General features: G+C 69.7%; 33 protein-coding genes and 1 tRNA gene. 14 read left to right on the forward strand and 20 right to left on the reverse strand.

Annotated elements, in window-relative coordinates:
- Positions 1-2 precede the first annotated feature (2 nt).
- Entirely contained in the window at positions 3-752 is a 750-nt protein-coding gene (locus J2X55_RS01570) for a hypothetical protein (protein ID WP_309821601.1), read from the forward strand.
- A gap of 58 nt (positions 753-810) precedes the next feature.
- On the opposite strand, the gene dcd is transcribed toward J2X55_RS01570, so the two are convergent.
- Positions 811-1,416 carry a dCTP deaminase gene (gene dcd / locus J2X55_RS01575; protein WP_115916713.1) on the reverse strand — a complete coding sequence of 202 codons (606 nt, stop codon included), beginning with the start codon at positions 1,414-1,416 and terminating at the stop codon, positions 811-813.
- Positions 1,417-1,762: 346 nt separating this feature from the next.
- On the opposite strand from dcd, the gene J2X55_RS01580 reads away from it, so the two are divergent.
- The 3 genes from J2X55_RS01580 (at position 1,763) to J2X55_RS01590 (ending at position 3,200) form a co-directional block, all read left to right on the forward strand.
- A tRNA-Gly gene (locus tag J2X55_RS01580) sits at positions 1,763-1,833 on the forward strand.
- A 116-nt stretch (positions 1,834-1,949) separates the two neighbouring features.
- Entirely contained in the window at positions 1,950-2,354 is a 405-nt protein-coding gene (locus J2X55_RS01585) for a hypothetical protein (protein WP_309821602.1), read from the forward strand.
- Between the two features lie 414 nt (positions 2,355-2,768).
- A complete protein-coding gene (locus J2X55_RS01590) occupies positions 2,769-3,200 on the forward strand; it encodes a hypothetical protein (RefSeq protein ID WP_115916709.1) in 432 nt (143 codons plus the stop codon).
- Here J2X55_RS01590 and J2X55_RS01595 read toward each other — a convergent pair whose 3' ends face one another.
- Complete coding sequence (locus J2X55_RS01595) at positions 3,201-3,698, reverse strand: MarR family winged helix-turn-helix transcriptional regulator (protein WP_309821603.1); 498 nt, start codon at positions 3,696-3,698, stop codon at positions 3,201-3,203.
- 153 nt (positions 3,699-3,851) lie between these two features.
- Between J2X55_RS01595 and J2X55_RS01600 the strand changes: the two genes are divergently transcribed.
- The 3 genes from J2X55_RS01600 to J2X55_RS01610 all read left to right on the forward strand — a co-directional run bounded on the left by J2X55_RS01600 (position 3,852) and on the right by J2X55_RS01610 (position 4,860).
- Positions 3,852-4,025, forward strand: coding sequence for a hypothetical protein (locus J2X55_RS01600; protein ID WP_181906400.1), 174 nt, complete (start codon positions 3,852-3,854; stop codon positions 4,023-4,025).
- Positions 4,026-4,057: 32 nt separating this feature from the next.
- Positions 4,058-4,399, forward strand: coding sequence for a hypothetical protein (locus J2X55_RS01605; RefSeq protein ID WP_309821604.1), 342 nt, complete (start codon positions 4,058-4,060; stop codon positions 4,397-4,399).
- Between the two features lie 83 nt (positions 4,400-4,482).
- The gene (locus tag J2X55_RS01610) at positions 4,483-4,860 is read left to right on the forward strand and encodes a hypothetical protein (protein WP_115916703.1); all 378 of its coding nucleotides are present in this window, start codon (positions 4,483-4,485) and stop codon (positions 4,858-4,860) included.
- Between the two features lie 113 nt (positions 4,861-4,973).
- Here the strand turns inward: J2X55_RS01610 and J2X55_RS01615 are convergent, their stop codons facing one another.
- Positions 4,974-5,735 (reverse strand): SDR family oxidoreductase, encoded by a 762-nt coding sequence (locus tag J2X55_RS01615; protein ID WP_309821605.1) that lies wholly within the window; start codon positions 5,733-5,735, stop codon positions 4,974-4,976.
- Positions 5,736-5,921: 186 nt separating this feature from the next.
- Positions 5,922-6,281: a hypothetical protein gene (locus tag J2X55_RS01620; protein ID WP_115916699.1), complete on the reverse strand. Its 360-nt coding sequence runs from the start codon at positions 6,279-6,281 to the stop codon at positions 5,922-5,924.
- 125 nt (positions 6,282-6,406) lie between these two features.
- On the opposite strand from J2X55_RS01620, the gene J2X55_RS01625 reads away from it, so the two are divergent.
- Complete coding sequence (locus J2X55_RS01625) at positions 6,407-6,991, forward strand: YdeI/OmpD-associated family protein (RefSeq protein WP_309821606.1); 585 nt, start codon at positions 6,407-6,409, stop codon at positions 6,989-6,991.
- Between the two features lie 21 nt (positions 6,992-7,012).
- The gene (locus J2X55_RS01630; protein ID WP_309821607.1) at positions 7,013-7,702 is read left to right on the forward strand and encodes an SGNH/GDSL hydrolase family protein; all 690 of its coding nucleotides are present in this window, start codon (positions 7,013-7,015) and stop codon (positions 7,700-7,702) included.
- Here the strand turns inward: J2X55_RS01630 and J2X55_RS01635 are convergent.
- From J2X55_RS01635 to J2X55_RS01650, 4 genes are all read right to left on the reverse strand, one after another.
- The gene (locus tag J2X55_RS01635; RefSeq protein ID WP_309821608.1) at positions 7,697-8,332 is read right to left on the reverse strand and encodes a Pr6Pr family membrane protein; all 636 of its coding nucleotides are present in this window, start codon (positions 8,330-8,332) and stop codon (positions 7,697-7,699) included. The two genes, J2X55_RS01630 and J2X55_RS01635, sit on opposite strands and share 6 nt — an antisense overlap.
- Before the next feature lie 40 nt (positions 8,333-8,372).
- The gene (locus J2X55_RS01640) at positions 8,373-8,810 is read right to left on the reverse strand and encodes a BLUF domain-containing protein (protein ID WP_115916691.1); all 438 of its coding nucleotides are present in this window, start codon (positions 8,808-8,810) and stop codon (positions 8,373-8,375) included.
- Positions 8,807-9,091, reverse strand: coding sequence for a hypothetical protein (locus J2X55_RS01645; protein ID WP_181906399.1), 285 nt, complete (start codon positions 9,089-9,091; stop codon positions 8,807-8,809). Before J2X55_RS01645 ends, J2X55_RS01640 begins: the two co-directional genes overlap by 4 nt.
- A 135-nt stretch (positions 9,092-9,226) precedes the next feature.
- A complete protein-coding gene (locus tag J2X55_RS01650; protein WP_115916689.1) occupies positions 9,227-9,616 on the reverse strand; it encodes an ester cyclase in 390 nt (129 codons plus the stop codon).
- A gap of 135 nt (positions 9,617-9,751) precedes the next feature.
- Here J2X55_RS01650 and J2X55_RS01655 point away from each other — a divergent pair, with 135 nt between their 5' ends.
- Entirely contained in the window at positions 9,752-11,071 is a 1,320-nt protein-coding gene (locus J2X55_RS01655) for a cytochrome P450 (RefSeq protein WP_309821609.1), read from the forward strand.
- A 135-nt stretch (positions 11,072-11,206) separates the two neighbouring features.
- Here the strand turns inward: J2X55_RS01655 and J2X55_RS01660 are convergent, their stop codons facing one another.
- From J2X55_RS01660 to J2X55_RS01680, 5 genes are all read right to left on the reverse strand, one after another.
- Positions 11,207-12,733 (reverse strand): amino acid permease, encoded by a 1,527-nt coding sequence (locus tag J2X55_RS01660; protein ID WP_309821610.1) that lies wholly within the window; start codon positions 12,731-12,733, stop codon positions 11,207-11,209.
- Positions 12,734-12,824: 91 nt separating this feature from the next.
- Positions 12,825-13,823: a magnesium/cobalt transporter CorA gene (gene corA, locus J2X55_RS01665; RefSeq protein WP_115916684.1), complete on the reverse strand. Its 999-nt coding sequence runs from the start codon at positions 13,821-13,823 to the stop codon at positions 12,825-12,827.
- A gap of 88 nt (positions 13,824-13,911) precedes the next feature.
- Complete coding sequence (locus tag J2X55_RS01670; RefSeq protein ID WP_115916682.1) at positions 13,912-14,241, reverse strand: DUF3140 domain-containing protein; 330 nt, start codon at positions 14,239-14,241, stop codon at positions 13,912-13,914.
- 70 nt (positions 14,242-14,311) lie between these two features.
- Complete coding sequence (locus tag J2X55_RS01675; protein ID WP_309821611.1) at positions 14,312-15,220, reverse strand: EamA family transporter; 909 nt, start codon at positions 15,218-15,220, stop codon at positions 14,312-14,314.
- Positions 15,221-15,227: 7 nt separating this feature from the next.
- On the reverse strand, positions 15,228-16,499 hold the full coding sequence (locus J2X55_RS01680) for a serine hydrolase domain-containing protein (protein ID WP_309821612.1): 1,272 nt from the start codon (positions 16,497-16,499) through the stop codon (positions 15,228-15,230).
- 186 nt (positions 16,500-16,685) lie between these two features.
- Between J2X55_RS01680 and J2X55_RS01685 the strand changes: the two genes are divergently transcribed.
- Positions 16,686-17,339, forward strand: a complete 654-nt coding sequence (locus J2X55_RS01685) for a heme oxygenase (biliverdin-producing) (protein ID WP_115916676.1) — start codon at positions 16,686-16,688, stop codon at positions 17,337-17,339.
- 20 nt (positions 17,340-17,359) lie between these two features.
- Here the strand turns inward: J2X55_RS01685 and J2X55_RS01690 are convergent, their stop codons facing one another.
- Both J2X55_RS01690 and J2X55_RS01695 read right to left on the reverse strand, forming a co-directional pair.
- A complete protein-coding gene (locus tag J2X55_RS01690; RefSeq protein ID WP_115916674.1) occupies positions 17,360-18,733 on the reverse strand; it encodes an ATP-dependent RecD-like DNA helicase in 1,374 nt (457 codons plus the stop codon).
- A gap of 9 nt (positions 18,734-18,742) precedes the next feature.
- Entirely contained in the window at positions 18,743-19,228 is a 486-nt protein-coding gene (locus J2X55_RS01695; RefSeq protein WP_309821613.1) for a MerR family transcriptional regulator, read from the reverse strand.
- A 19-nt stretch (positions 19,229-19,247) separates the two neighbouring features.
- Here J2X55_RS01695 and J2X55_RS01700 point away from each other — a divergent pair, with 19 nt between their 5' ends.
- Positions 19,248-20,114 carry an NAD(P)/FAD-dependent oxidoreductase gene (locus tag J2X55_RS01700; protein WP_309821614.1) on the forward strand — a complete coding sequence of 289 codons (867 nt, stop codon included), beginning with the start codon at positions 19,248-19,250 and terminating at the stop codon, positions 20,112-20,114.
- Positions 20,115-20,156: 42 nt separating this feature from the next.
- Positions 20,157-21,236, forward strand: coding sequence for a hypothetical protein (locus J2X55_RS01705; RefSeq protein WP_309821615.1), 1,080 nt, complete (start codon positions 20,157-20,159; stop codon positions 21,234-21,236).
- Positions 21,237-21,250: 14 nt separating this feature from the next.
- Here the strand turns inward: J2X55_RS01705 and J2X55_RS01710 are convergent, their stop codons facing one another.
- Together J2X55_RS01710 and J2X55_RS01715 are read right to left on the reverse strand one after the other, a co-directional pair.
- Positions 21,251-23,233, reverse strand: a complete 1,983-nt coding sequence (locus J2X55_RS01710) for a cytochrome c oxidase assembly protein (RefSeq protein WP_309821616.1) — start codon at positions 23,231-23,233, stop codon at positions 21,251-21,253.
- Positions 23,234-23,310: 77 nt separating this feature from the next.
- Positions 23,311-23,598: an HU family DNA-binding protein gene (locus tag J2X55_RS01715; protein ID WP_013584778.1), complete on the reverse strand. Its 288-nt coding sequence runs from the start codon at positions 23,596-23,598 to the stop codon at positions 23,311-23,313.
- A 367-nt stretch (positions 23,599-23,965) separates the two neighbouring features.
- Between J2X55_RS01715 and J2X55_RS01720 the strand changes: the two genes are divergently transcribed.
- Complete coding sequence (locus J2X55_RS01720; protein ID WP_309821617.1) at positions 23,966-25,417, forward strand: LuxR C-terminal-related transcriptional regulator; 1,452 nt, start codon at positions 23,966-23,968, stop codon at positions 25,415-25,417.
- 79 nt (positions 25,418-25,496) lie between these two features.
- On the opposite strand, the gene rpsN is transcribed toward J2X55_RS01720, so the two are convergent.
- Genes rpsN through rpmB form a run of 3 tightly spaced genes read right to left on the reverse strand, consistent with a single transcriptional unit; the run spans position 25,497 to position 26,213 of the window.
- Positions 25,497-25,802 carry a 30S ribosomal protein S14 gene (gene rpsN / locus J2X55_RS01725; RefSeq protein ID WP_013584776.1) on the reverse strand — a complete coding sequence of 102 codons (306 nt, stop codon included), beginning with the start codon at positions 25,800-25,802 and terminating at the stop codon, positions 25,497-25,499.
- 4 nt (positions 25,803-25,806) lie between these two features.
- Positions 25,807-25,977, reverse strand: coding sequence for a 50S ribosomal protein L33 (gene rpmG / locus J2X55_RS01730; RefSeq protein WP_013584775.1), 171 nt, complete (start codon positions 25,975-25,977; stop codon positions 25,807-25,809).
- Positions 25,977-26,213 carry a 50S ribosomal protein L28 gene (gene rpmB, locus J2X55_RS01735; RefSeq protein WP_055832508.1) on the reverse strand — a complete coding sequence of 79 codons (237 nt, stop codon included), beginning with the start codon at positions 26,211-26,213 and terminating at the stop codon, positions 25,977-25,979. The genes rpmG and rpmB overlap by 1 nt, the downstream gene beginning before the upstream one ends.
- Positions 26,214-26,249 lie beyond the last annotated feature (36 nt).

Consider the following 26,249-nt stretch of genomic DNA (forward strand, 5'->3'; position numbering starts at 1 on the left):
CCATGAACACCCCCACACCATCCGATCCCCGCAGCCTCGCCCATCGCCTCACGACGGTCGGCCACGCGCTGCACCACCGCCTGTTCGCGCAGTTGCGCGACAGCGACCTGCACCCCAAGACCGTCCTGGTCCTGTCCGTGATCGACGGGCGCCTCGACGCCCCGTGGATCAGCGAGCGCATCGCCCGCGGCGGCAAGCGCATCAGCGCCCTCGCCGACCGGGGATGGATCGCCCCCGCCGGCGACGGCTGGACGCTCACCGACGACGGCCGCCAGACCCTCGATCGCGTGGATGCCGACCGCCAGGCGCTTCTCGCCCAGGTTCCGGCCGAACAGCTGGAGCATCTGGCCGCCGCCCTCGACGCGATCTCCGAGGCCCTCGGTCTCGAAGAAGATGTCGAGCCCGCCGGCCCGCGTGGACCCCGCGGCTTCGGTTTCGGCCCCGGCCCCTTCGGCCCCGGTTCGGGCCGCGCCTTCGGCCCCGGCATGCGCGGCGGCCCCCGTTTCGGCGGCGGCGAGCGCGACCACCGGCGCGAAGACGGCGGTAACGCCCACCACGGCTTCGGGCCCCGCCACGGCGGGCACACCGACGGACACCGTCCCGGCGATGACGACTCCACCCACGGCGGCGACCCCCGCCACGGCGAGCACGGTCACCGGCACGAGCGCGGGCACCGAGCGGCGGAGCGCGCCTTCGCGCGCGGTTTCGACGCCGGGTTCAGCCGTGGGCGCGAGTCCGCGGCATCCGAGTGATGGCCGAGAACACGACGCGGCGGGACCTCCCTCGGGAGCCCGCCGCGTCGTCGTTCCGTCAGCGCCCCGCGGAACCCGCGTCGGTGGAACCGACGTCGGTGCGATGGAAGTTCAGCGCCGAACGCGAGGCCGTCGGTCCGCGCTGACCCTGGTACCGGTTGCCGTATGGTCCGGAGCCGTAGGGGTTCTCGGCCGGCGAAGTGAGCCGGAAGTAGCAGACCTGCCCGATCTTCATCCCGGGCCACAGCTTGATGGGCAGCGTCGCGACGTTCGACAGTTCGAGCGTGACGTGACCCGAGAACCCGGGGTCGATGAACCCCGCGGTCGAGTGCGTGAGCAGCCCCAGGCGTCCGAGCGACGACTTGCCCTCGAGACGCGCGGCGACGTCGTCGGGAAGACTGACCCTCTCGAACGTCGATCCGAGGGCGAACTCGCCCGGGTGCAGGATGAAGGGCTCGTCGGGCTCGACCTCGATGAGGCGCGTGAGCTCGGGCTGGTCCTCGGCGGGGTCGATGAAGGGGTATTTATGGTTGTCGAACAGCCGGAAGTACCGGTCGAGCCGCACGTCGACGCTCGAGGGCTGGACCATGGCCGGGTCGAAGGGCTCGAGGCCGAGGCGCTTCGCGTCGATTTCGGCCCGGATGTCGCGATCGGAGAGCAGCACGGCCCCAGCCTAGGGGCGTGGCCCGTGTCGCGTCTGTCGGGTTTCAACGCGAGGTAGTGGGCGCGGCGTCGAGATCACCCGCGTTTCCCGACACGACTCGGGATGCCATCGAATGGCCCGTCATCTCGCTCGACGACCGTCATCTCAGCGTCGGGCGGGGCCGCGCGGCGCCGAGGACGCACTCATTTGACGAGACCGCATTCGATGCGTGACAAACGTGTGCGTCCTCACCAATCTCCTGCGGTCTCGACGCCACCGCCCCGTCGCGTGGACCGCGGGATCAACGCGGATGCCGCGGGATGCCGCGCAGACGCTGTTATGCTGGCCGGGCTGCCGTAAGGCGCACGGGGCTGTAGTTCAATGGCAGAACATCTGCTTCCCAAGCAGATAGCGCGGGTTCGATTCCCGTCAGCCCCTCAAAGCCCTCACGGGCGGCCCCGGCCGCTCGGGAGGGCTTTCGTATTTCCCCGTCAACCCCTCCCCCTCCTCCCTCCGCCGCACGGGCAGACTGGGGGCGACGAGGGGGAAACGTCATGACAGAGGTCGTTCAGCACAATCCGGATGCCACGGACAAGCCGGGGCTGCCGTTCTGGGTGAAGGCGCTCGGGTGGCTGCAGGTGGTCGTCATCGGGTTGGGAATCGTCGCATTCCTGCTGCTGCAGGGCATGCAGGCGGCCTCGAGCGGCGTCAACTACGACGCGGCGGCGTTCGCGGTCATCCTCTTCCTCCCGCTGCTCATCGTCTGGCAGCAGCCGATCGCCGCCCTTGTCGTCGCGGCCGTGCTGATCGTCGGGATCGTGCTGGGCGTCCGCTTCCGACGCGGTCGGATGAGCGTGGGCGAGGCCGTCTGGGGCTACACCCTGCTCGCGTGGACGCTGTTCTGGATCGTGATGTGCGCGTGGGGGTTCGTCCGGCTGTTGTTCGCCTTCCTCGGCTGAGAGGGCGGTAGTCGGACCGGAACTTTCCACAGGGTTGAGGACACCCGGACGGGACCTTCCCCGCGGAATTACGCGCGTGTAGTTTCGAACACGTTAACGAATACAGGGCTTATCCACATGCCTTTACACAGGCTGCCCGCGTTTCCACACACGCTTTCCACAAAGTTATCCACAGCTGTGGAGACGGCCTATCGCCCGTGACGACGAGTCGTGGGGCGCCGGCGACACGGAGCATCCCCTCTTCGTCGGCACGTGCGCCACGGGCTCTCCTACAGACCAGAGCACGTGCCGCGCGAGAGGGAGGGGGCCGATGGGCGACGCCCGCCTCCTGCCTTTGCCTGGCGATACAGACGCCGGGAGGAACGAGATCGACGGGGCGCAGAGGGGCCGGGAGCAGCCCGGACGAGGGGATTGATGAGCGGCGTCCATGATGTCGTACGATCGCCTGGCGGGAACACGATCCGCCAGGAGAACCAGAAGGGGCCCGGGGTGCCGTTTCGCAGTAAAGAGATGCTCGACGCCTGGCTGGAGGAGTTCGCCGCTGGCGGGGTCGGCGAAGGCGTCGCCGCATTCGTTGCCGACCAGGACCCTGTCGGTGGCGTCGACAGCGGCCTCGTCATCTATCCCCTGGCGAACGCGACGACGTCGGTGTACCTGGCGCCGATTGCCGTGGGCGTACCGGACTGGCGGGTCACCTTCGAGGCTCAACCCGAGGTGACCGAGTTGTCGCCGGAAGCCGTTTACGCGTTGTGCCGTGAGATCTCTCGCGCCGCAGACCTGTGCGCGTTCTTGCAGCGCAAGTCCGTCGAGCACATGGCCCAGCTCGCGGCCGACGCCGAGAACTAGCTAGGCGACAGCCCGGTCCACACGCGCCGACTCCTCGCGCGCCGCGAGCGTGGCGTGCCTCAGGAGGTCGGCGAAATCGGCCTGCACCCGCGGGTCCAGTTGCTCGATGACCTGCCGGCACGTGGCGTCGAAGAGCGTGAGCTGAGACCAGGGCTCCTTCTCGATGTCGACCGCCAGATAGATGTGGTTGACACGGCGGTCGACCTGATCAGCCTCGCGACGCAGAATGTCACGACGAACGAGGCGCTCGACCATGGTCGTGATACCCGCGGACGTGACCCTCAGATAGCCGGCCAACTCCGACGGGCGGATACCCGGATTCTTGGCGATGTAGGACATCGCATTGGCCTCGAGCTCGTTGACGCCGAGCTGCTTACGTGCCCGCGCCGCAGCGGCGTCGCGCTCCTGAGAGTAGAACGTCAACGCTGCCGATAGCGGCGACGTGTCGTCGATTTCTACTGTCATGGTCGTCCCCGGATCGCATCGTGTCTCCACCACTATACCTAACCTCCTAAGCTTCCGGCGATGATCATCAAGCGCAGTGATCTTTAACGAACATGACACTCAATTCAATTACCTAACTGCGTTGACTATCTGTTACGTTGATCATCGTCGGACAGAACCCGCGACGCCGAGAGAAGGAAGGTCACGATGACCAGCACCGCGTTGACGTGGACCCCACCGTCTCACCGGCGTCGGCAGACGTTCGTCCCCTCCCCCGTCGTCGTCACCGTCCCGCGGTGGCGCATCGGCGTCGCCGCCGCAGCGATGCTCGCTTCGGCGGCCGCCGTAGGCGTCGTCGTCGCCGCTCCCCTCGTTTTCTGAACTACCCGCACCCCTCACCGCACGGAGTCCTCATGGGAAAACTCTTCTACGGCTCGGATACTCAGCCCATCGATGTGAACGACCGTCTCTTGCAGTACCTGCAGGTCGTCCTGTCGACCAAGTTGCGTCGTAGCGAGTCCTTCACCATCACGTGGACGGACACCGAGGCCGCGCACTCGCGAACGACGCTGTGGGTCCAGCCGGCCATCCCCATGCGTTTCGAGTACGCCAGCGCCGAGTCGCAGCGCCTGTCGGGCGGGTACCTGCGGCAGCTCGCCGATCAGGCCGCTCTGTCATCGGGTCTGATGCTGAACGCGGCCACGTGGCAGCAGCAGGAAGACGCTCACCGCGTACAGCTCGCTTCGGCTGCCTGACCGGCTCATACTCAGGACGGCGCACCCTCGTTGGGGCGGGGCCATCCCTGACTCGATTCACGTTCGCACTGAGGTTTCTCGCCATGCCTTTCCACAGCAAGACCACGCTCGAGCACTGGGTTGCCGAGTTCATCGCCGCTCGCGGTGCGGGCGACGAGGTCCGTGTCGCGATCCAGGAGGGCCACGACGGACAGGACACGGGCCTGGTCGTCATGCCCCTCGAGAACGCGCCCAACACCGTCTGGATCGAACCGCGCGAGAGCGACGACGATCTGGCGTGGCATGTGCTGATCGAGCCCTCCACCGAGGTCTTGGATCTGACGAGCTTCGAGCTCAATGCCCTCACCCACGAGCTCCAGGTGGCCGCGGAGCTGTGCGCCTTCTTGCAGGAGCGATCTCTCGGGCACTTCGAACCCGAAGCAGAACCCGAGATCAGACCCGAGTCGGCGACGACCGAGTAAGGTCCGAGTTCTCCGTCACCCCCGGACAGTGTCGCGCGACCTCATCGCGGGGGGGGGCTGCGCGGCCGTGCCCGCAGCCGAGAGAGGATCGCACCGATCGAGAGTCGAACTCGTCACGTCCGCAGGTGCGACGCCCCGTTCAGATCGAGGACGGCTCCCGACGCCCACTGCGAGTTCGGCGCACTGAGGTACACCACGGCATCCGCCACCTCTTCGGGGGTCGCCACGCGACCGAAGGGGCTCTGGTCCCGGATGCCGTCGCCCTCCGCCCCGGTCAGCTTCTCCTGCTGCCGATCGGTGCCGACGAAACCGGGGGCGACGCTCGTGACGGCGATGCCGTGGGGCGCGAGGGCGACCGCGAGCGACTGCCCCATCGCGTGCAGCCCCGCCTTCGCCGCCCCGTAGGCCGGGAAGTCCGGCTCGCCCCGGAAGGCGCCGCGAGAGCCGACGTTCACGATCGCGCCGGGCAGCCCCCTCTCGATCAGGGCGCGGCCGACGAGGAAGCTCAGGTTGGCGGGCGCCTGCAGATCGACCTGGACCATGCGTTCCCACGTGCGGTGCCAGGTGGCGTAGTCGACCGTCGCGACCGGGTGCGAGGTCCAGGGGTTCGGGGCGAGCGCCGCGTTGTTGACGAGGACGTCGATGCGTCCGAATGCGGCGAGGACGTCCTGGACGATCCGCTCCGCGGTCGCCGGGTCGGAGACGTCCCCCTCGACCAAGAGGTGCCCGTCACCGTGCAGGAGCGCGAGGGTCTCTTCGGCGGCCGATCGATCCTGGCCGTAGTGGACGGCGACCCGATCGCCGCGTGCGCTGAGGGCGACGGCGATGGCGCGTCCGATTCCGCGCGAGGCGCCGGTGACGAGGGAGTGCAGCATGTGCCCATCTTCCCGGTGCCGAGCGTTCGGGCGGCTCCACGAAACGGCGGGCCGCCCGAACTGTCCGGGGCTCACGCATCGGGGCGATGAACCGGTCGCGTCCGATGCGGATGTCCCACGCTACGACCGGGCGCGGGAGAGGAGGTGGGCTTGACGAGCTCCCCCCGCGGGTGCGGGGGCTCGGCGTCAGGCGCGGGTGAACCCGTCGAGGTCGGGGTCCCAGAAGGCGTCGGGATTCGCCTCGTCGCCCGGCTGCTCGACCGCGATGGCCGGCGCCTGCGGGAAGCGCTTGTGCTGACGCAGCTCCTCAGCGGCCCAGGCGAAGTCGGGCTCGTCGCCCTCCCAGTGCGCGGGGGCGCTGAGCACGTCGTTTCCGACGCCAATGACGAGCTCGGCCTCGTCCTCCTGGCCGCCGCCGGTGATGATGGGGATGCTCACGGCCTCGGCCTGCCCCTCGGCGGCGATCGACGCGGTGAGCTGCACGAGCGCCTCGGCCACATCGTCGGTGGTGGTCACGGTCTCGCCGGCATAGGTCACACTGCGCATTCCCTCATAGTTCCGTCTGGCGGCCGAGAGAGGGGGCCACTTGCCCCGGGTGCCCGGCTCCGATAGGGGCCCGCGTGTCGGAGGGGCGCGCTAAGGTCCGGAAGGCGCAAGAGAGGGCGACGACCATGGCAGATGTTCCCGAACTGATCGTCGACGACGCCGCGCGCTGGCGGTCCTGGCTCGACGCCCACGAGGACTCCAGCGACGGCGTCTGGCTCGTTCTCGCGAAGAAGGGCACGACCTCGCCCACCTCCCTCACGTACGCGCAGGCGCTCGACGAAGCCCTGTGCAGCGGGTGGATCGACGGGCGGAAACAATCTCGGGATGCCGACACCTTCCGGCAGCACTTCACTCCCCGCCGCGCCCGCTCGATGTGGTCGAAGCGCAACGTCGATCACGTCGCGCGCCTGAGCGACGAGGGGCGTCTGCGGCCCCGCGGGGCCGACGAGATCGCCCGGGCGCAGGCGGACGGCCGGTGGGAACGCGCCTACGAGGGGTCGGCGGCGATGGAGGTCCCGGCGGATCTCCGCGAGGCCCTCGATGCCACGCCCCGGGCAGCACGAGCCTTCGAGGCGCTGACCAAGGCCGAGCGATACTCGGTGCTGCACCCCGTCGTCACGGCGCCGACGCCCGCCACCCGCGCCGCGAGGATCGCCCGACACGTCGAACATCTCGCCGCCGATCCGGCTCCTCCGGCCCCCGAGGACTGACACGACGCAGAGAATGGGCTCATGCGCGCGCGACGACTCCTCGGCCTGATCGCCGCGGCATCCCTTCTTCTCAGCGTGTCCGCCTGCGCAGCGGCCCCCGCAGACTCCTCACCCTCCACCACCGGGCCCGTCGTCTCGTTCTACGGCGACTCGTACACGCGCGGCACGGGGGCGAGCTCGAACGACAAACGGTGGTCGACGATCGTGTCGGCCGAGCGCGGCTGGCAGGAGATCAATCGCAGCGAGAACGGCCTCGGCTTCGTCAACCGCCGGGCGTCGATGGGACCGGGACTCGACGACATCCCCGCCCAGGTCATCGCCGACCACCCCGACCTCGTCTTCGTGACCATGGGCCTGAACGACAATTTCAGTTACGACCGGGCGGCCGACCGCATCCGCGACACCATCGACAGCGACCTGCAGCGTCTGCGCGAGGGGCTGCCCGACGCGAGGATCGTCGTCGTCGAGCCCTTCTGGTACACCGCCGACCGCCCGGCGTCGGTCGACGTCATCGCCGGCTGGGTCGAAGATGCCGCCGCGCGCATCGGCGCCGACCATATCGAGGGCGCCAGCCACTGGCTCGACGAGCATTACGCCGACTCCCCCGACAGCTGGATGGCCGGCGACGGCCTGCACCCGAACGACACCGGGTACGCGTACATGGCGGAGCGGATGGACGCCGCGCTCCGCGCCCTCGACCCGCCCCTATGACGGCAGCGCTCGCGACGACCTCCGTCGGCCGAGGGACCAGACGCCCGCCGCGGCGACGAGCAGCAGACCGAGGATGCCGACGACGTGCAGCGCGAGCGACGCGAGGCCGCGCTCGGGCAGCAGGAATCCGTAGGGGACCCACCCGTCGGTCGCGCCGCGCACGAGGACGACGCTGATCCAGACCAGAGGGTAGGGGAGCACCCACCAGAGGTGCCGCCACGCGAGTCGGGGCCGGTCGGGAGCCGTGGCGAGGTCGACGACCACGAGCACGGGGAACACGATGTGCAGCATCGTGCTGACCCACGGAGGCGCCGAACCCGTGCCGGGGACGAGCCCGTTGTAGACGACGGCGACCACGATGAGGCAGGCGGCGCCGACCGCCCACGCGACCGCGACGGAGAACGGGACCTGACGCCCTGCGAGACCGAGTGTTCCCACGGCGATCAGCACGAGCGCCGTCAAGCTGCTCGTCTGGTTAGTGAAGTACCCGAAGAAATCGAAGGGGTTGGCATCGTCCGCCGCGACACGCAGCACGTAGGCGAACAGCACGACCGCCAGCACGACCGCGCCGGCGACGACGCGCGCGAGGGAACGCAGACGTCCGCGAGCACGGGCGGGATGAGTGGTCACTCCGCGACGCTACCGCGACCGACCGGCGACGAGCTCCTCGTCAGCTGTCACCCGCGGTCCGCGCGCGGAACCACACGGTGAGCTCGCGCACCGCGCGGATGCTCGCGTCCTCGTCGTCGGCCTCGAGATCGTCGAACGTGTCGCGGAAGCCCTCGGGAGCGGGAGTGGTGGGTACGCCGATCGGCTCGTACCCCATCGTCCACTCCGTGAAGCGGCGCTCGTCGATGTGCTCCGAGAGCAGCACGCGGACGCCCGTGTGCCGCGGGTCGCGGCGGATCTTCGTCATGAGCTCGTCGACGGCATCCTGCGGCCCCTCGAGGACCTGGAAGAAGCGTCCGCGGCGATACAGCAGCATGCCGGTGAGATCGTGGCCGTGGTTCGAGCGGCGGCTCTGCGCGAGAAGGTCGTTCAGGTGGCCGTCGTCGAAGGGCTCCGAGGCCGCGCTGACGTACGAGATGGAGACGAGGTCAGAACTCATGAGGCCTTCCCGCCGTCGATCGACCGGGGCGCGGGGACGCGCACTTCGCGGAGGGTGATCTCGGCGTCCTGCGGGGGCTGGTCGTTGGTCACGGCGGCCATCGCGGCGGTGAGGGCCTCGAAGCGACCGACGAGGCGCGAACGGCCGTTGTACGCCAGGAACGCGCCGCCGGGCTGACGGTCGATGTAGCCGAGGAACACCCCGCTCCTACTGCCGACGTGGAAGCCGTCTTCGACGCGAGCCCAGACGACTCCGGCGCCGGGGCGGTCGTGTGACACCATGGTCGCCCCTCTTTCTACCCGGGATGGAAACGGGCGAGAGCGACCGTACCCGGCCCCTCCGACATGCGGCCGCCCTTGACAGATCGCGCAGCGATGGAGTGCGCGACCGAGCGATGCGTGCGCGAGCTCGTTCGCTCAGGCCAGAGCGGCGCGGATCTGCGCGGAGTCGTCGGTGCCCGTCGCCTCGACGATGCGCCCCTTCTCGACGCGGTACATCGCGAACGAGGCGATGTTCACGCGCCGACGGGTCGGGCCGACATGGGCGAAAGCCCCGGTGTGCGCTCCCCCGCCGCGCAGGTGCACCGCCAGACGATCGTCCTCGACGATCAGCTGGATGCGTTTCCACTGCCAATCCGGAAAGCCGTGCAACAGCTCGGCGAGATCGGCGATCCACGCCTCGGCCCCCGCGGGCAGGTGCGCCCGGCGCACCGCCGGGTGCAGGAACCCCCGGATGGCTTCGAGGTCGTGCCGGTTGAGGGCATCGAGATAGTCGGCGAACCACTCTCGCGTCTCCCAGACCTCCACTCCCCCATTATCGGCGGGATGCCGACGACCCGGCCCGTCCGCGCAGAGTCCCGGGCGAGCGTCGACGAGCTACCACACGACCCGTCGGCGCGCCGCCCCCTCGGCAGCCCGAAACGGGCGTGACAGCGTGAGGGCATGGCATCCCCCCTCGCCCTCCTTCGTGACGACTCGCTCTCGCTCCTGCTGCGCGGCTACGGCTTCGGCGCGCACCTGTGGCGTCGCGCCGACCGCGGTGCCCGTGCGGTGCCGTTCCGCCTGCTCGGGCGCGAGGCGCTGTTCGTCCGGGGCGAGGAAGGCGTCGATCTGTTCTACGACGAGTCGCGGATCCGCCGCCACGGCGCCATGCCGGCCTTCATCCAGGAGTCGCTCTTCGGCCACGGCTCGGTGCACAGCCTCGACGGCGACGAACACCGCCACCGCAAGTCCACCTTCGTCGACGTTCTGTACGACGACGCCGAGGTGCAGCGCCTGCTGCCCGAGCTCGACCGTCAGTGGCGGGGCGAACTCGACGCCTGGATCGCGGGCGGCGAGCGCTCGGCGTACGACGCGGCGGTCGGCGCCCTCGGCCGGTCGATCATGCGCTGGGCCGGCATTCCCGGCACCGCGGCGGCGCAGACCCGCTGGGCCCGGCGGCAGGCGCAGATCGTCGACGGCTTCGGGGTCCCCTACTCCCCCGAGTTCGCTCTCGCGCTGCTGAACCGCGGGTGGTCCGACCGCCACGCGGCCGAGCTCATCGACGCGGTGCGCGCCGGCACCCTGCGCCCCGACGAGAACACGGCCCTGCACGCCTGGGCGCACCACCGCGACCAGAACGGCGACCTCGTGCCCGCGAAGACCGCGGGCATCGAGCTGCAGAACAGCTTCCGCCCGATGATCGCCGTCTCGCGCTTCGTCGCCTTCGCCGCGAAAGAGCTCCACGACCGCCCCGAGTGGCGCGCGCGCATCGCCGCCGAGACCGCCGAGCGCGGCACCCTCGTCGGCGGCGAGCTCGCGACGGCCTTCGCGCAGGAGATCCGCCGCACGGCCCCGTTCGTGCCCATGCTTCCGGCGTGGGCCGAGACCGACATCGAGCTCGACGGCCAGCGGGTGTCCGCCGGCGGCCGGGTCGTGCTCGACATCCTCGGGACCGACACCGACACCCGCGAGTGGGAACGCCCCTCGTCGTTCGACCCCGAGCGCTTCGTCGGCGTCGACGACTACGAAGCGCTCCGCGCGTTCGTGCCCCACGGGGGTGCCGACGTGCGCACCGGCCACCGCTGCCCCGGGGAGAAGCTCGCCATCGCCGGGCTCGCGGCATCCATCGCCGTCTTGAGCGACCCGCGCATCCGCATCAGCGGCCGCGGTCTCGAGGTCAACAGGCGACGGATGCCGACCAAGCCGCGCTCCGGAGGACGCGTGCGCCCCGCCGACGCCCCGGCGTCGTGCCCGTTCCACTTCGGTCGCTCCGCGCGCTGACACCGCCACGAGAACAGGCTGCGCGACGAGAACAGGGCGATCCGCGTCGGATCCGCCTGTTCTCGTCGCATCTCCTGTTCTCGTGACGCGCAGGCACGCGCGGCCCCGCCCCCGATGGCCCGGGCGCCCGCGTGCTCAGTGCGTGTCGTCGCGCGCCTTCTTCTCGCGCGGCTGGGGGAAGGGGCTCGGCACCACCGGCACCGTCCCGGTGTAGCCCTCGCGCTCGGCGGCGAGCTCGGCTATGCGCTTGCGGCATGCGAACCACCCGGCCGTGATCGCGAGGCTCGCCAGTACCGCCACGAGCAGCGTCGCGGGGGAGTCGATGAACACCAGCACGAGCACGACCGCGAGGAACACGAGCGTCGCGTACCCCGTGTACGGCGCCCAGAACAGCCGGAATCTCGGCCGCACGACCTCGCCGCGGTCGGCGAGGCGCTTGAACTTCATCTGGCAGAGGATGATCGTGGCCCAGGTGACCAGGATGCCGACGGCGGCGACGTTCAGCACGGTCTCGAACGCGTCGCTCGGGTTGACGTAGTTGATGGCGACGCCGAGCAGCGCGACGACCGCGGTGATCGCGATGCCGCCGTAGGGGACGCCCGCCTTGTTCATGCGCGAGGCGAACTTCGGCGCCGATCCCGCGACCGCCATCGAGCGCAGGATGCGGCCGGTGGAGTACAGCCCCGCGTTCAGCGACGACAGGGCCGCGGTGAGCACGACGAGGTTCATGATCACGTCGACGCCGGGCACGCCGATCGACCCGAAGAAGGTGACGAACGGGCTCTCGTCCTTCGTGTACGCCGTGTACGGCAGCAGCAGGGCGAGCAGCAGCACCGAACCGACGTAGAAGATCGCCACGCGGAAGATGACCGAGTTGATCGCGCGCGGCATGACCTTCTCGGGATTCTTCGTCTCACCGGCGGCGGTGCCGACCAGCTCGATCGAGGCGTACGCGAACACCACGCCCTGCATGAGGATGATCGCGGGCAGGATGCCGTTGGGGAAGAACCCGCCGTTGTCGGCGATGAGCGAGAACCCGGTGGGGGCGCCCGTGGGGGTGCCGAAGACGACGAAGTAGATGCCCACGAGCAGGAACGCCACGAGGGCGGCGACCTTGATGAGCGCGAACCAGAACTCCAGCTCGCCGAACACCTTCACCGACACCAGGTTGACCGCCAGCACGGTGACGAGCGCGGCCAGCGCCCAGACCCACTGCGGGACCGCGGCGATCCACGGCACGTACTTGCCGAAGAAGTTCATGTAGAGCGCGGCCGCGGTGATGTCGACCATCGTGGTCGTGGCCCAGTTGATCCAGTAGAACCAGCCCGAGACGAAGGCCGCCTTCTCGCCGAAGAACTCGCGCGCGTACGACACGAAGGAGCCCGAGGTGGGCCGGTGCAGCACCAGCTCGCCGAGCGCGCGGAGGATGAAGAACGCGAACACACCGCACACGGCGTACGACAGCACGATCGCGGGGCCGGCCTGGGCCAGGCGACCGCCGGCACCCAGGAACAGGCCCGTTCCGATCGCACCGCCGATCGCGATCATCTGCACCTGACGCGACGTGAGGCGCTTGTGATACCCGCTGTCCTCGAGCTGGACGGTCGAGGTGGTGCGGGGCGGCTCTGCGGCGTCGCTCGAGCGGGGGGAGGAGTCGGTCACGTACCCATCGTGCGAATCGCGCAGCGTCTGTCCAGCAAGCGCGCCGCAGTCTCGGCATCCCGGATCGGATGCCGAGGCCCGGCGCGACGGTTCAGAGCCAGTGTTTGCGCTTGAAAGCGAACCAGAGGCCCACCGAGGTGGCCGCCATGAGGGCGAGCGCCATCGGGTACCCGAAGGTCCAGTCGAGCTCGGGCATGTTCTTGAAGTTCATGCCGTAGATGCCGCCCACCAGCGACGGCGCGAAGAGGATCGCGGCCCATCCCGAGATCTTCTTGACCTCTTCGTTCTGGCGAAGCGAGGTCTCGGTCTGTCGCTGCGTCACGAGCGTCGCGTTGACCGTGAGGGCGTTGTCGAGGATCGCCCGCAGGGCCGTGAGCTTCTCGCACTGGCGCAGCACGTGGTCGAGGACGTCGCGCAACGACCGCTGGAGCTCGAGGTCGACACCGTACTTGTCGGCGCCGCGCAGCAGGGCCTCGAGCATGTCGCGCAACGGCTCGGTCGCCCGCTGAAAGTGGATGACCTCGCGGGCGAGCTCGTAGATGCGCTGCGTCAGATCGGCGCCGCCCTCGCCGAAGAGCTGGTCTTCGATCTCGTCGACGTCGTTCTGCAGGCCACGCGCCACGGGGTCGTACTGGTCGACGACCTCGTCGAGGATCGCGTACAGCACCGCCTCGGGACCCCGCGCGAGCAGGTCGGGGTTCTTCTCGAGCCGCTTGCGCACCGCCGCCAGATCGGGGACCTCCGCGTGCCGCACCGTCACGACGTAGTCGGGGCCGATGAACACGTGCAGCTCGCCGAACTCGACGGTCTCGGTCTCGTCGATGTACCGGGCGGGGCGCAGCACCGCGAAGAGGTTACTCCCGTATCGCTCGAGCTTCGCGCGCTGGTGGCCGGCGAGCGCGTCCTCGACGGCGAGCGGGTGCAGCGAGAACTCGGCGGCGACCCGCTCGAGTTCTTCGGGCGCGGGGCGCAGCAGTCCGATCCACGCCATTCCGCCGTGCGCCTCCATGTACTCGAAGGTCTGGTCGAGGCTCGCGGGGTTCTCGATCCGGTGTCCGTCGACGTACACGGCGCTGTCGATGATGGGCATGGTTCCGTTCTACCCCGCCGGGCTATGACGCGGGACCGGGCGGCGCGCGATCCTCACGCGATGTATACGCCCCGTTCCTCGACGCGGCTCACTTCTTAGGGTCGTTGCCCCAGTTCATGAGAGAGTACCGCCAGTCGGTGTCGGTGATGTCGCCCTTCGGCTTCTGTGCGCTGTGCCGCTTCACGTATCCGACGACCTTCCGCATGTGGGCGTAGTCGTCGTCGGTGAGGTCGGCCTTCTTCTTCTCGAGGATGCGCACGATGTGACGCCCGCTCTCGTGGCCGGTCGACTCGCCGCCGTCCTTCTTCTGCCCGACCGACTTCGACTCGTCGGTGTCGAGCCACTTCTTCAGCTCGCTCGCGGTCATGTTGACCGCCTCGTCGAAGTCCTTCGCGGTCTGCTGCTGGTCGTCGCTCATGTCGTCATCCTCGCCACCGCAGCCGGGCGGGACCGACCCCTTGCGTCCGCGCCGGGGTCATGGCATCCGCTCAGCCGACGGGCTCGCTCAGGGGCTCTTCGGAATCCGGTCCCGGATGCCGTGCCCCCGCGCTGCGGCGGGCCGCGGCGAGCACCGCGCCGATGCTGGCGACGATGACGAGCGCGATTCCCCCGAGCTCGAGCCACGAGAGGTGCTGGCCGAGGAGCAGGAACCCGGCGATCGAGGCGGTGGCGGGGCCGAGGCTCATGAGGATGGCGAAGGCCGAAGCCGCGAGCCGCCGGAGCGCGATGAGTTCGAGCGCGTACGGGATCGTCGACGACAGCAGGGCGACCGCGGCCCCGATGGCCAGGATGTCGAGCCGCAGCAGGGCGGATCCCGCCTGGGCGATGCCGAACGGCAGAGCGATGACCGCGCCGACCGCCATCGCCAACGCCAGGCCGTCCAGCCTCGGGAATTCTCGACCCACCCGCGCCGAGGCGAGGATGTACAGCGCCCAGCTCACCGCGGCGCCCAACGCGAAGAGCACGCCGAGGGCGTCGAGGCGATCCCACCCGCCCGCGCCGAGCGCGACGACGCCGCCGAGCGCGAGCCCGGCCCACACCCATCGCGCCGCGCCCGTCGCCGTGAGGATCGACAGGGTGAGGGGCCCGAGCACCTCGATCGTCACGGTCACGCCCAGCGGCAGTCGCTCGAGTGCGAGATAGAAAAGCCCGTTCATGGATGCCAGCACCACGCCGAACCCGATGACCGAGCGCCACGCGGAGCCGGCGTGTCCCCGCAGGCGTGGACGGGCGATGATCAGCAGCAGCACGGCCGAGAACAGCAGCCGCAGCATGACGATGCCGAGCGGGCCCGTCTGCGGGAACAACAGGACCGCGAACGAGGCGCCGACCTCTTGGCACGCCAGTCCGACGAGCACGAGCGAGGCGGCAGAACCCTGCCCACCGCGCGCGGTCATCGCGGGATCATCCGGCGGGGGCGGCGCAGATGGCGTTGCTGTTGATGTTGTCGCGCATCTGCTCGGCGGTCCACGGCAGGCCCGCCTGTGGCGCGGTCTGGCCCTGGGCGGCGGGTGCCTTCGAGACGATGGCCGCAAGCTCCCAGGCCAGCCAGGCACCGGTGGTCTTGTTGCCGCCGGAGTTGTTCAGCACGACCGCGATCGACATCCCGGTCGTGGGGTCGGCGAACGCCCCCACCAGGTAGCCGGGCATCGACCCGTACTGACCGATCAGCGACCCGGCCTGGAAGGCGCCGCCCGCGGAGGTGAACCACGTGGGCTGATCGCCGCCGACGGGCACGGGAGCGGCGAAACGGTCGTTCCCCGAGGGGAGCAGTGCGCCGGTGGCGAGCGCCTGGGCGTACCGCCCGAGATCGGTGATGTTCGTCACGGCGCCGGCGGCGGCGCCGCCGTAGCTCGAGGACATCTCGGTGTAGTCGCGCGGGTCGGTGCAGTTCCACGCGCCCTCGGCGTTCTGCTGCGACCAGTAGCCCTGCAGCGAGGCATCCGCGGGGGCGGCGGGGGCGGAACCGGGGATGCCGGTCGCCTCGAGCCCGAGGGGCTCGGTCACGCGCTCGGCGATGAGCTGCGCGATCGGTTCGTTGGCCGCGCGCTCTGCGGCGAGACCGGCGATCACGAAATCGGTCGCCGAATCCGAGAAGGCGACACCCGGGGCGTTGGTACGCGGGCTGGCGATGCCGTAGGTCATGAGTTCGCGCGGGTTCCAGACGCGCTCGGGATTGTTCGCCACCTGACCCTCGAGCACCGAGGTATAGGACGCGAGACCGGACGTGCCGTCGCAGAGCTGGCGCAGGGTGATGGCGTCGTACCCGGGCAGGTTGCTGACCCAGGTGGTGACGGGGTCGTTCATCGAGAGCGTGCCGTCGGCGGCCAAGCGGTACAGGACGTCGCACGTCATCGCCCCGGTCACATCGCCCGCGCGGAACCCCAGGTCGGCGGTCACTTCGGCGCCACCGGGACCCTGCGTTCCCAGCCCCGACACCCACGTGCCACTCCAGGGCGCCCAGACGCCGACGATCGCACCGGTGGAACCCGTCGCGGTCATCGCCGAGGTGACCGCCTCTTGCAGCTCGGTCACGGTCGCTTCGGGCAGGGGCGCATCGACCTGGGCCGGAACGTTGATCGACACCGAGCCCTGCGGCGAGCAGCCGCTCAGCACGAGGGCGAGAACGCTCGCTCCCGCGATCGCGATGGTCGCGGAACGACGCCATGCCCGCATGTGAAACCCCCACCACTTCCGCGCGCGACGAAGCGCCCGCTCTGAAGATTCAAACACATGGCACCTGAACGAAAGCGGCGCTTGCGCTGTCGTACCGTCACGTCTGCATCACGACCGGCCGGCGGAGGGAGGTTTCTGAGGGAAATGGGGGTTAGGGGAACCTAACTCTATGCGTATGATGGCCGCATGAACGCCGTCGTCCCGTTCTCGACCGCTCTGCGCGAGCGTTCCAGTGACGCGCATTCGCCCCACGAGTGCGACGGGTTCATGACCGACCTGCTCACCGGGGCCGGCACCCGCGACGACTACATCGCCCTCATCGCGCAGCACTGGTTCATCTATGCCGCCCTCGAAGAGGCCGCCGTCCGCATGGGCGACGACCCGGTGGCATCCGTGTTCCTCCGGGGGCGCCACTCGCGCCTCCCCGCTCTCGAGGCCGACCTCGCCTTCCTCATCGGCGACGACTGGCGCGAGCGGATCACTCCGCTCCCCACCACGCAGGCGTACATTTCGCGCATCCGCCGCGTGGCCGCGACCTGGCCCGGCGGCTTCGTCGCGCACCACTACACGCGCCTGCTCGGCGACCTGTCGGGCGGCCCCTCGATCGGCCGACTCATGCAGCGCCGATTCGGGTTCGAGACCAACGGCATCGGCTTCCTCTTGTTCGGCGACATCGCCGACCCCAAGGCGTTCAAGACCGTCTACCGCGAGCAGCTCGACGCGGCCCCCTGGGACGACCGCGAGAAGGAACGCGTCATCGCCGAGGTCCTCGTGGCCTACCGCTTCACCACCGAGCTGTTCGCCGACCTCACACGGGCGAAGGCCGACCAGGTCGCCTGAACGGACGGCGACCGGCCCGTTCAAGCGTGAGCGGCCGCCTGCCTGCTCATCCACGCCTGTTTCATGAACCGGCGTACGTCCTCGTCGACGCGGATGTCGCTCGGCTTGAGCGGACGGGTGAGGTACAGGCCGTCGAGCGAGGTCAAGCGGCTGAGCGCGACGTAGGTCTGCCCGGGGGCGAAGGCCCCCGCACCCAGGTCGACGACCGCGCGATCGTAGGTCTTGCCCTGCGACTTGTGGATGGTCACGGCCCAGGCGAGCCGCAGCGGGAACTGCGTGAACTCGGCGACGATCTCGCGCGAGAGGTTCTTCGTCCCCGGATCGTACGCGTAGCGGTACCTCTCCCAGACGGCCGGCTCGACATCGTGCGCGATGCCGTCGACCTCGACGCGGACGCTGTCACCGGCGATGCGGGTCACGGTGCCGATCGTGCCGTTGACCCATCGCGGAGCCTCACCGAACTGCGCCGCGTCGTTGCGGAGGAACATCACCTGCGCGCCGACCTTGAGCGTGAGCTCCATCTCGGCCGGATAGTTGGCCTCGCCCCGGCCGAAGTCTCCCGAGATCTCGGCGTTGGCCGTCTGCGTGCGTCCGATCAGCTCGTCGAGGTGCTTGCGGTTGATGGTGTTGACGCGGTCGTTGCGGGTCGCGAGCGTGATGATCGGGTGCTCGCCGTCGGCCGGATGCGGGGGCGTCCGCGCCCCGGCGGTGTTCAGGATGCCGGCCATCTCGGCCGTGACGCGCCCGTACCGCACGGCGTTGAGCAGCTGCTTGAACCCGGGGTCGGACTGACGGTGGATCTCGACGAGCTCGTTGACGTGCAGGTCGGCGCCGTGCCGACCGATGTCGATGAGACCGTCGCTGGCGGCCTCACCCGACCAGACCTTCGCGTCGAAGAACCAGAACGAGCGGTAGTGGTCCTGGATGTACCGCATCTCATCGCCCCGCGGCGGCACGGGCGCGAGCTGGTACGGATCGCCGAACATCACGATCTGCGTGCCGCCGAACGGCTCCGAACGCCGGCCCCGGGCCTGGCGGAGCGAGCGGTCGATGGCATCCATGAGATCGGCGTTCACCATCGAGATCTCATCGATCACGAGCGTGTCGATGGCGTTGAGGATCTTGCGCGTGGCGTCGTTCTGATCGATGTCGCCGTTCGCGATGAGCCCGATCGGCAGACGGAACAGCGAGTGGATCGTCTGGCCCTCGACGTTCAGGGCCGCCACCCCCGTGGGCGCGCACACGGCGATCTGCTTCTTCGTGTTCCACGCCAGGTGCTGCAGGAGCGTGGACTTTCCGGTGCCCGCACGACCGGTGACGAAGACGTGCTCCCGTGTGTCCTCGATCAGCCGGAACAGCGCCTGCTGCTCGGCGGAAAGGGGCGGCGTGGTCACCGGCCCATGCTAGTTCGCACAGCTCGCCTCGGGCGGCGAGCGGGGGACGGGGCCGCCCGTCGGCTCGGTGTGGACGAGCAGCCAGCGCGCCTCTCCCGAGAGCACGTCGGCGACGTGACTGCGGAATCGCGGGCACTCGGTGATGTCGTGCGCGCGGCAGCGCAGGGCGTGCTCGGTCATCGCCCGCGCCTGAGCGATGTCGGCCGCCCGGCGGTCGAGCTCGGCGACGTGCTCCTCGAGCACCCGGTGGCGGTCGGGGGCATCGTCGTCGAGCAGCACGCGGATCTGCTCGAGCGAGAGCCCCGCCGCCTTGTTGCGCAGGATCACCGCGATGCGCACGCTGTCGCCCTCGTCGTAGCGGCGTCGGCCCGCGGCATCCCGAGTCGGGCGGAGCAGCCCCTCGTCCTCCCAGTGCCGCAGCACATGCGTCTCGAGACCGAACCGTGCCGCCGCCTCGCCGATCGACTCGCCGTCCCGCACCGCACTTGACTTCATGTCGACATGAAGTCACAGGATGGAGCGGAACGCAAACGGAAGGGAGCTCATCGTGTACGACGCGATCATCATCGGAGGCGGCCCCGCCGGCCTGCAGGCCGCCCTCACCCTCGGGCGCATGCACCGCCGCACACTGCTGCTCGACTCGCGCGACTACCGCAACGGCACCGTCCGTCACGCGCACAACCTGCTGACCAACGACGGCCGCGATCCCGCCGAGCTCCGCCGCATCGGCCGTGACGAGGTCGCCGCCTACCCCGACGTCGAGATCCGGGATGCCGCCGTCACCGCCGTGGTGAGAGAAGACGCCGCCCTGACCGTCCGTGTCGGCGCCGAGCGTCTCCGCGCCCACGCCGTCATCCTCGCCACGGGCGTCGCCGACCGGCTCCCCGACATCCCCGGCCTAGCCGAGCAGTGGGGCGACCGCGTCGCGAACTGCCCGTTCTGCCACGGCCACGAGTTCGCCGGCCGCCCCGTCGCGATCGTCAACGGCAGCGACCACGCCGCCGTGCTCGGACGGATGCTCGAGCCCGTGGCATCCGAGGTCCATCTCGTCGATCCCGCCACCGTGACCCGCATCGACGGCACGGACGAGGGGCTCGCTCTGGAGCTCACCGACGGTTCCGCGATCGAGGTGGCCGGGGCCTTCGTCGCTCCGACCTGGCGTTCGCGCGCCGACTTCCTCGGCGAACTCGGCGTGGAGCTGCAGGAGACGGGGGCCGTGCGCACCGATCCCTTCGGCCGGACGAGCATCGAGAACGTGTACGCGGTGGGCGACCTGGCGCAGCCCGACCACCTGCCGGGACCGATGTTCTCGCTCGCCGCAGCCATCGCGGGTGGCCAGCTCGCCGCCGTGGCCGTGGTGCAGTCGCTCGTCATGCGCTGACGCGCGCGGCGCCTCCACAGGAGGTTTTCCTACACTGGAGGCGTGGACACCGCAGGCGGGGGCCCCGCGACGCCCGAGGGCTTTCGCGGCGCGCGCGCACGCCCGGCACGCACCATCGTCGGGATCGCCCTCGTCGGCGTGCTGCTGATCGCGGCCCTCGGGGCCGGGGCCGCTTCGCTCTACCGCGAGTTCTACAGCCCGCGCGCGTTCGTGCAGCACTACCTCGAGCTGTTGCAGGACCGCCGGACCGCCGAGGCGCTCGCGATTCCGGGCGTCGCGGTGGATTCCGCCGACCTCCAGTCCGCGGGCCTTCCGGCCACCTCCTCCGAGGCACTGCTGCGTCCGGACGCCCTGGCCGCCCTGACGAACGCCGAGATCGTCGGCGAGAGCACGAACGGCGATCAGACGCAGATCACCGTCAGCTACACCGCCGGCGGCTACGACGGCCAGACGACCTTCTCCATCCAGCACGACACGAACGAGGGCCTCCTCCCCCGCTGGCGGTTCGCCCGCAGTCCCCTGTCGGTCATGAAGCTCACGGTCGACGGATCGATGCGGTTCGCCGTCAACGGGTTCGAGGTCGACAAGCGTCAGGTCTCGGTCGACGGCGCCGACGTGGACCCCACGGCCGCGGTCCCCCTGCTGGTGTTCTCGCCCGGGCTGTACTCCGTCGACGTCGACACCGCGATATCGGCGACCCCCGGTGTCGCCGTGCTCGCCGACACACCGCTGGCCGGCATCCCGGTCGATGTGCAGGCCCAGCCGACCGACGAGTTCATCTCGGTCGTCCAGTCACGGGTCGAGGACTTCCTGACCACCTGCGCCCAGCAGCAGGTGCTGCAACCCACCGGCTGCCCCTTCGGCTTCACCGTGCGCAACCGCATCGATGACGCCCCCACCTGGTCGATCGCCAAGCAGCCGGTGGTCACCGTCGTTCCCGACGGGGCCGGATGGCGCATCCCCTCGGCCGCGGCCGTGGCCCACATCGTCGTCGACATCCGCTCCATCTTCGACGGGAGCGTCCGCACCGTCGAAGAAGACGTCGCTTTCCGCGTCGACGGCGAGATCACGGTGCTCCCGGACGGCACCGCCTCGATCCTCGTCGGCGGCTCGTCGGACTGACCCCGGCGCCCGCTCTAGGCGCCGCGCGACGCGACCCGCGCGTCGCGATCGGCCAGTCGCCGCAGCTCTTCGTTGTACGCGTCGAGTTCGAGGTCTCCGACGCGGTCGACGTGGCGGTCGCGCCGGCGCTGCTGGCGCTCGTCGCTGCGACTCCACTGGATGGCCACCGCGATCGCGAGGATCAGGGTCGGGATCTCGCCGACCGACCACGCCACGCCGCCGCCGACGTACTGGTCCTGCAGCGGCGTCGCTCCCCAGGTGCGCCCCATGGCCCCGAACCACTCCGCCACCATCAGACCCGAGTTCATCATGATCGCGATGCCGAAGAAGGCGTGCATCGCCATGATCGCGATGAGCACCAGCAGGCGCATCGGGTACGGCAGGCGGTACGGCACGGGATCGATGCCGATGAGGCTGAGCACGAAGAGGTAGCCGGTCACAAGGAAGTGGGCGACCATCCAGATGTGCCCGACGTGGTCGTACAGCGACCACCGGAACAGATCCGTGTAGTAGAACGCCCAGAGCGAACCGATGAACAGGCCCGCCGCCACGTAGGGGTTGGTCAGCACCTTCGCGACCGGGTTGTGCACCGCCCAGAGGATCCACTCGCGGCCGCCGCGCGTGCCGTCGGTGCGTTTGCGGATCGCGCGGGCCGCGAGCGACACCGGCGCCCCCGCGACCAGCAGCAGCGGGATCGCCATCGACAGCAGCATGTGCCCGATCATGTGCATGCTGAACAGGTAGTCCTGGTACACGTTGATCGGACCCGAGGTGACCCAGAACACGCCCAGCATGCCGAGGCACCACAGCACCGTGCGGTAGATCGGCCACGAGTCACCGCGGCGCAGCAGCCGGTAGACGCCCGCCAGGTAGAAGAACACCCCGAAGGCCACGATCAACGTCCAGAGCAGGTCGATGTCCCACGCGGTGAACCAGCGCTCGATCGTCAGCTCGGGCGGCAGCGGCGCGCCGGTCAGCACCTCGGCCGGGGTCTGCCCCACGAGCGGGGGCTGCACCGGCGGGGGCGTCCGCGCGAGAGCCGCGGCGACGCCGCTGGCGATGCCCATGAAGGCCAGCTCGAGAGTGATGACGCCCCAGAACCGGCGCGAGCCCGGCTCATCGGCCATGCGCGAGATGAGGCGACGGCGGTACCACGCGCCCAGCACGCCCATCGCGATCAGAGCACCGACCTTGACCAGCACGAGGATGCCGTACGCGGACCAGAGGTTCTGCAGGCCCAGCAGGCCGATCGAGGCGCGAACCGTTCCCGAGACCGCGACGACGATGAACGCGACCAGGGCGATCGACGAGTAGCGCAGGAGCGTCGTCTGCAACTGGCCCCGCGACATCGCCGGACGCACCACCACGAGCAGGATCAGACCGCCGAGCCACACGGCCGCGGCCATGATGTGCAGCACCAGCGAGGTCACGGCGGCGTTGTGGCTGGCCTCCTCGCCGGCGTGCCCCTGCGTCCCCATCGGGATGAGCGAGGCCAGCGCGAGGATCGCGACGACGAGGGTCGGGATCCACGATCGGACGGCGAAAGTGAGCACCGTCAGCACCGCGCCGGCGATCGTGGTGATCAGCCAGGCCTGCCCGATCGAGCTCTCGACGAGGAAGCGCCCGAGCTGCTGCCCGAACACGGCATCGAGCGTCGGCTTCGCGTTCAGGACGTTCAGGAAGGTGAGATACCCCGTGGTGGCCGCCGAGACGGTGAAGACGGCGGCGCCGATGGATGCCGTGTCGAGGGCGATCTCGAACGGTCGCTCTCCCGCGGTCAGAGCGAAGAGGGCCAGCACCAAAGAACCGACCATCGTGGCGGCGGAGAGGTTGACCACGACCGTGGCGATCGGAAGCCCCCAACGGACGACCGGTCCGGGGTCGGCGAGCTGCGTGGGGGCTGCTCCCCCGCCGTAGGCGAGCCCCACCGCGACGGCGATCAGCGAGACCACGACGAGGATGACGGGTCCCGCGACGCGGAGCAGGCGGGGATTCACCCCCTCAGCCTACGTCGCGCGGGAACGACAGAGGGGGGATGCCGCGTGGCATCCCCCCTCTGTGATTCGACGTCGTCTTACTTGACGGCGGCCTTCAGCTTGGAGCCCGCGGTCACCTTGACGCGCTTGCCGGCGGGGATCGAGATCTCTTCGCCCGTCTGGGGGTTGCGGCCCGTGCGAGCCGACGTCGCGACCTGCTCGAAGGCGATCCAACCGGGGATCGAGACCTTGCTGCCCTTGGCGACCGCCTCGGAGACGGTGGAGAAGAGGGAGTCGAGCACGCCCGACACGGCGGACTGGCTCTGGCCGGTCGCGCTGGCGATGCTCGCGACGAGCTCGGTCTTGGTGATGGACTTGTCAGCCATGTGGTTGTCCTCCAGGCGACGACTCGGTCGCCTCTCGTTACGCGGACGAGGGGAAAATCCTCCTCGTTGGTCGGGAGACCGCCTCGACAGTATCAACCGAACCGCGGAATTACGCGGATTCTGACGCTTTTCCTCCCTTTCCCGCCGGCGTGTCGCGGCGCGGAAGGGGTGGATGGGGCGCCTGAGGCGCGTGCGCGGAGTCCTTCCGCGGGGGCGGCGAACGCCCGACCCCGCAGGGCCCGAACGCGGGGTCCCGGAGAGTTCTGCGTAAGAGAGCGACCTTCGCGGCGGCCTCGATCTACAAAACGGTGCAGAATTACCCTGAACGGTTTGAAACTGCCTTACTGGCCGATCCCGCGGAGGTGCGATGCCCGGGACTCCTTCCTCCATCGACGCTCGTGCGGCCCTGCGCGCCGCGGCCGTCACGACGGCGACCCGCCTCGCACCGGGTCGCGGCATCCCGATCCCCCGTCATCTCGCGCTCTTGGCCGAAGCGGAGCTCCCGCCTCCTCCCGCGGTGTGGACCGACGCCACCGCGCAGACGGTCGCGGCCCTGCTGTCGGCGCGGGCGCGACGCGACGCTCTCGGGGACGGCTCCGATGCCGTGCGTGTGTACTTCGACGACGTGCGGCTCAAACGCCCCGCCGCTCTGTCGTACGGCGGTCGGGCGCAGCTGCTGGCCAGCGTCGGCGAGTACTGCGGCGCGATCGGCTCCGCGCAGCACACCGCACGGTTCGGAGCGGAGGCGCTCCTGTTCGCCGACACCCCCGCTCTGCGGTATCGCGCCCTCTCCGTCATCGCGCTGGGACACGCGATCAACGGCGAGTACACCGCGACCAAGGGTGCCCTCGCCGCGGCCGGAGACATCTTCACCGCCACGGGATGGCCGATCGAAGTGACCGCGTACCTCGTCTTCCTCGCCGAGATCCTCACCGCGTCGGCACGCTGCGACGTCGAAGGCCTCACCGCCGTCACCGAAGCGATGGCGCGCGCCCGTCGCGACGACCCGTACGGGGCGTACACGGCTCGGGCGGCGGGAGTGATGACCAAGCTCCTCCTACACCGGTTCGCCGACGGGCGGGCCGAGGCGCGTGAGCTGCTCCACGGCTGCCTGCGGAGCGCGAGCCACCGCCTGGTGCGTCACTTCCTGGTGGGCATCCTCTCCGACCTCTACGTCGCTCAGGGCGACGACCTTCAGGCTCTCGCCGTGCTCGCCCCGTACGACAACCCGGAGGGTCACGGCATCTGCTTCTCGACGCAGCGAGCCACCGCGCTGCTGCGTCTCGGACGAGAGCGCGAACTCCTGGTCGAGACCGATGCCTGCGTGGCATCCGAGACCGAGCACTGTCTGCGTACCTTCACGCCCGTGCTGCTCCGCCGCGCGCTCGCCCAGCAGCGCCTCGGCAACACCCGCCGCGCACATCAGAGCATGGAGGCGGCGCTGCTGATCATGGAACGCACCGAAACGTGGGCGACCCCGTTCCTCATGCTCCCGCACGACGAGACGCGCCGGCTCATGAGGGACGTCATGGCCCTCAACCCGGAGGTGCGGCATCTCGCCGCCCCTCTCGAGGCGATCCTCGCCCGCGTGGCGGCACCCGACAGCGAGAGCACCCCGGCGTGGGCCGTGCCGGGCCTCACACCGACGGAGCGCGCCCTGGCCTCGCTGCTCGACGGCCCGCTCAGCCTCGCGGAGATCGCGCGAGAGCGCGGCGTCTCACTCAACACGGTGAAGAGCCAGGTGCGGTCGATCTACCTCAAGCTCGGCGTCAGCGGGCGGGCCGAGGCGATCGAGCAGCTGAACGTCGTCGACGCCTGAGCCCGCGCGGCGACCTCGGGAACGCCGAAGGGCGAGGGCTCCTCTCGGAACCCCCGCCCTTCGATCGGGTGTCTGGTGCTTACCAGGACGACTTGGTCACACCGGGCAGCTCGCCACGGTGGGCCATGTCACGGAAGCGGACGCGCGAGACGCCGAACTTCGTGAGGACGCCACGGGGGCGGCCGTCGATGACGTCGCGGCTGCGCACGCGCGCGGGCGACGCGTTGCGGGGCAGCTTCTGCAGGCCCACGCGGGCGGCCTCGCGGGCCTCGTCGGTCGCGGTGGGGTCGACCAGGGTCTTCTTCAGCTCGGCGCGCTTCGCGGCGTAGCGCTCGACGACGACCTTGCGCTGCTCGTTGCGCGCGATCTTGCTCTTCTTAGCCATGTGCTTAGCGCTCCTCTCGGAAGTCGACGTGCTTGCGGACCACGGGGTCGTACTTCTTGAGCACGATGCGGTCGGGGTTGTTGCGGCGGTTCTTGCGCGTCACGTAGGTGTACCCCGTGCCGGCGGTCGAACGCAGCTTGATGATCGGACGGACGTCCTGAGCCTTCTTCGCCATTACAGCTTCACGCCCTTCGCCTGCAGGTCACGGACGACGGACTCGATGCCGCGAGCGTCGATGACCTTGATGCCCTTCGCCGAAACGTTGAGCTTGATGTTGCGACCCAGCGACGGAACGAAGTAGGTCTTCTTCTGCACGTTCGGGTCGAAGCGGCGCTTCGTCCGGCGGTGCGAGTGCGAGATGTTGTGACCGAAGCCGGGAACCGCTCCAGTCACCTGGCACACTGCTGCCATGGTGATGTCTCCTTCTGTACCGTGACACCGGACGGT

This window comes from Microbacterium sp. 1154 (assembly GCF_031455375.1).
Lineage (GTDB): Bacteria > Actinomycetota > Actinomycetes > Actinomycetales > Microbacteriaceae > Microbacterium.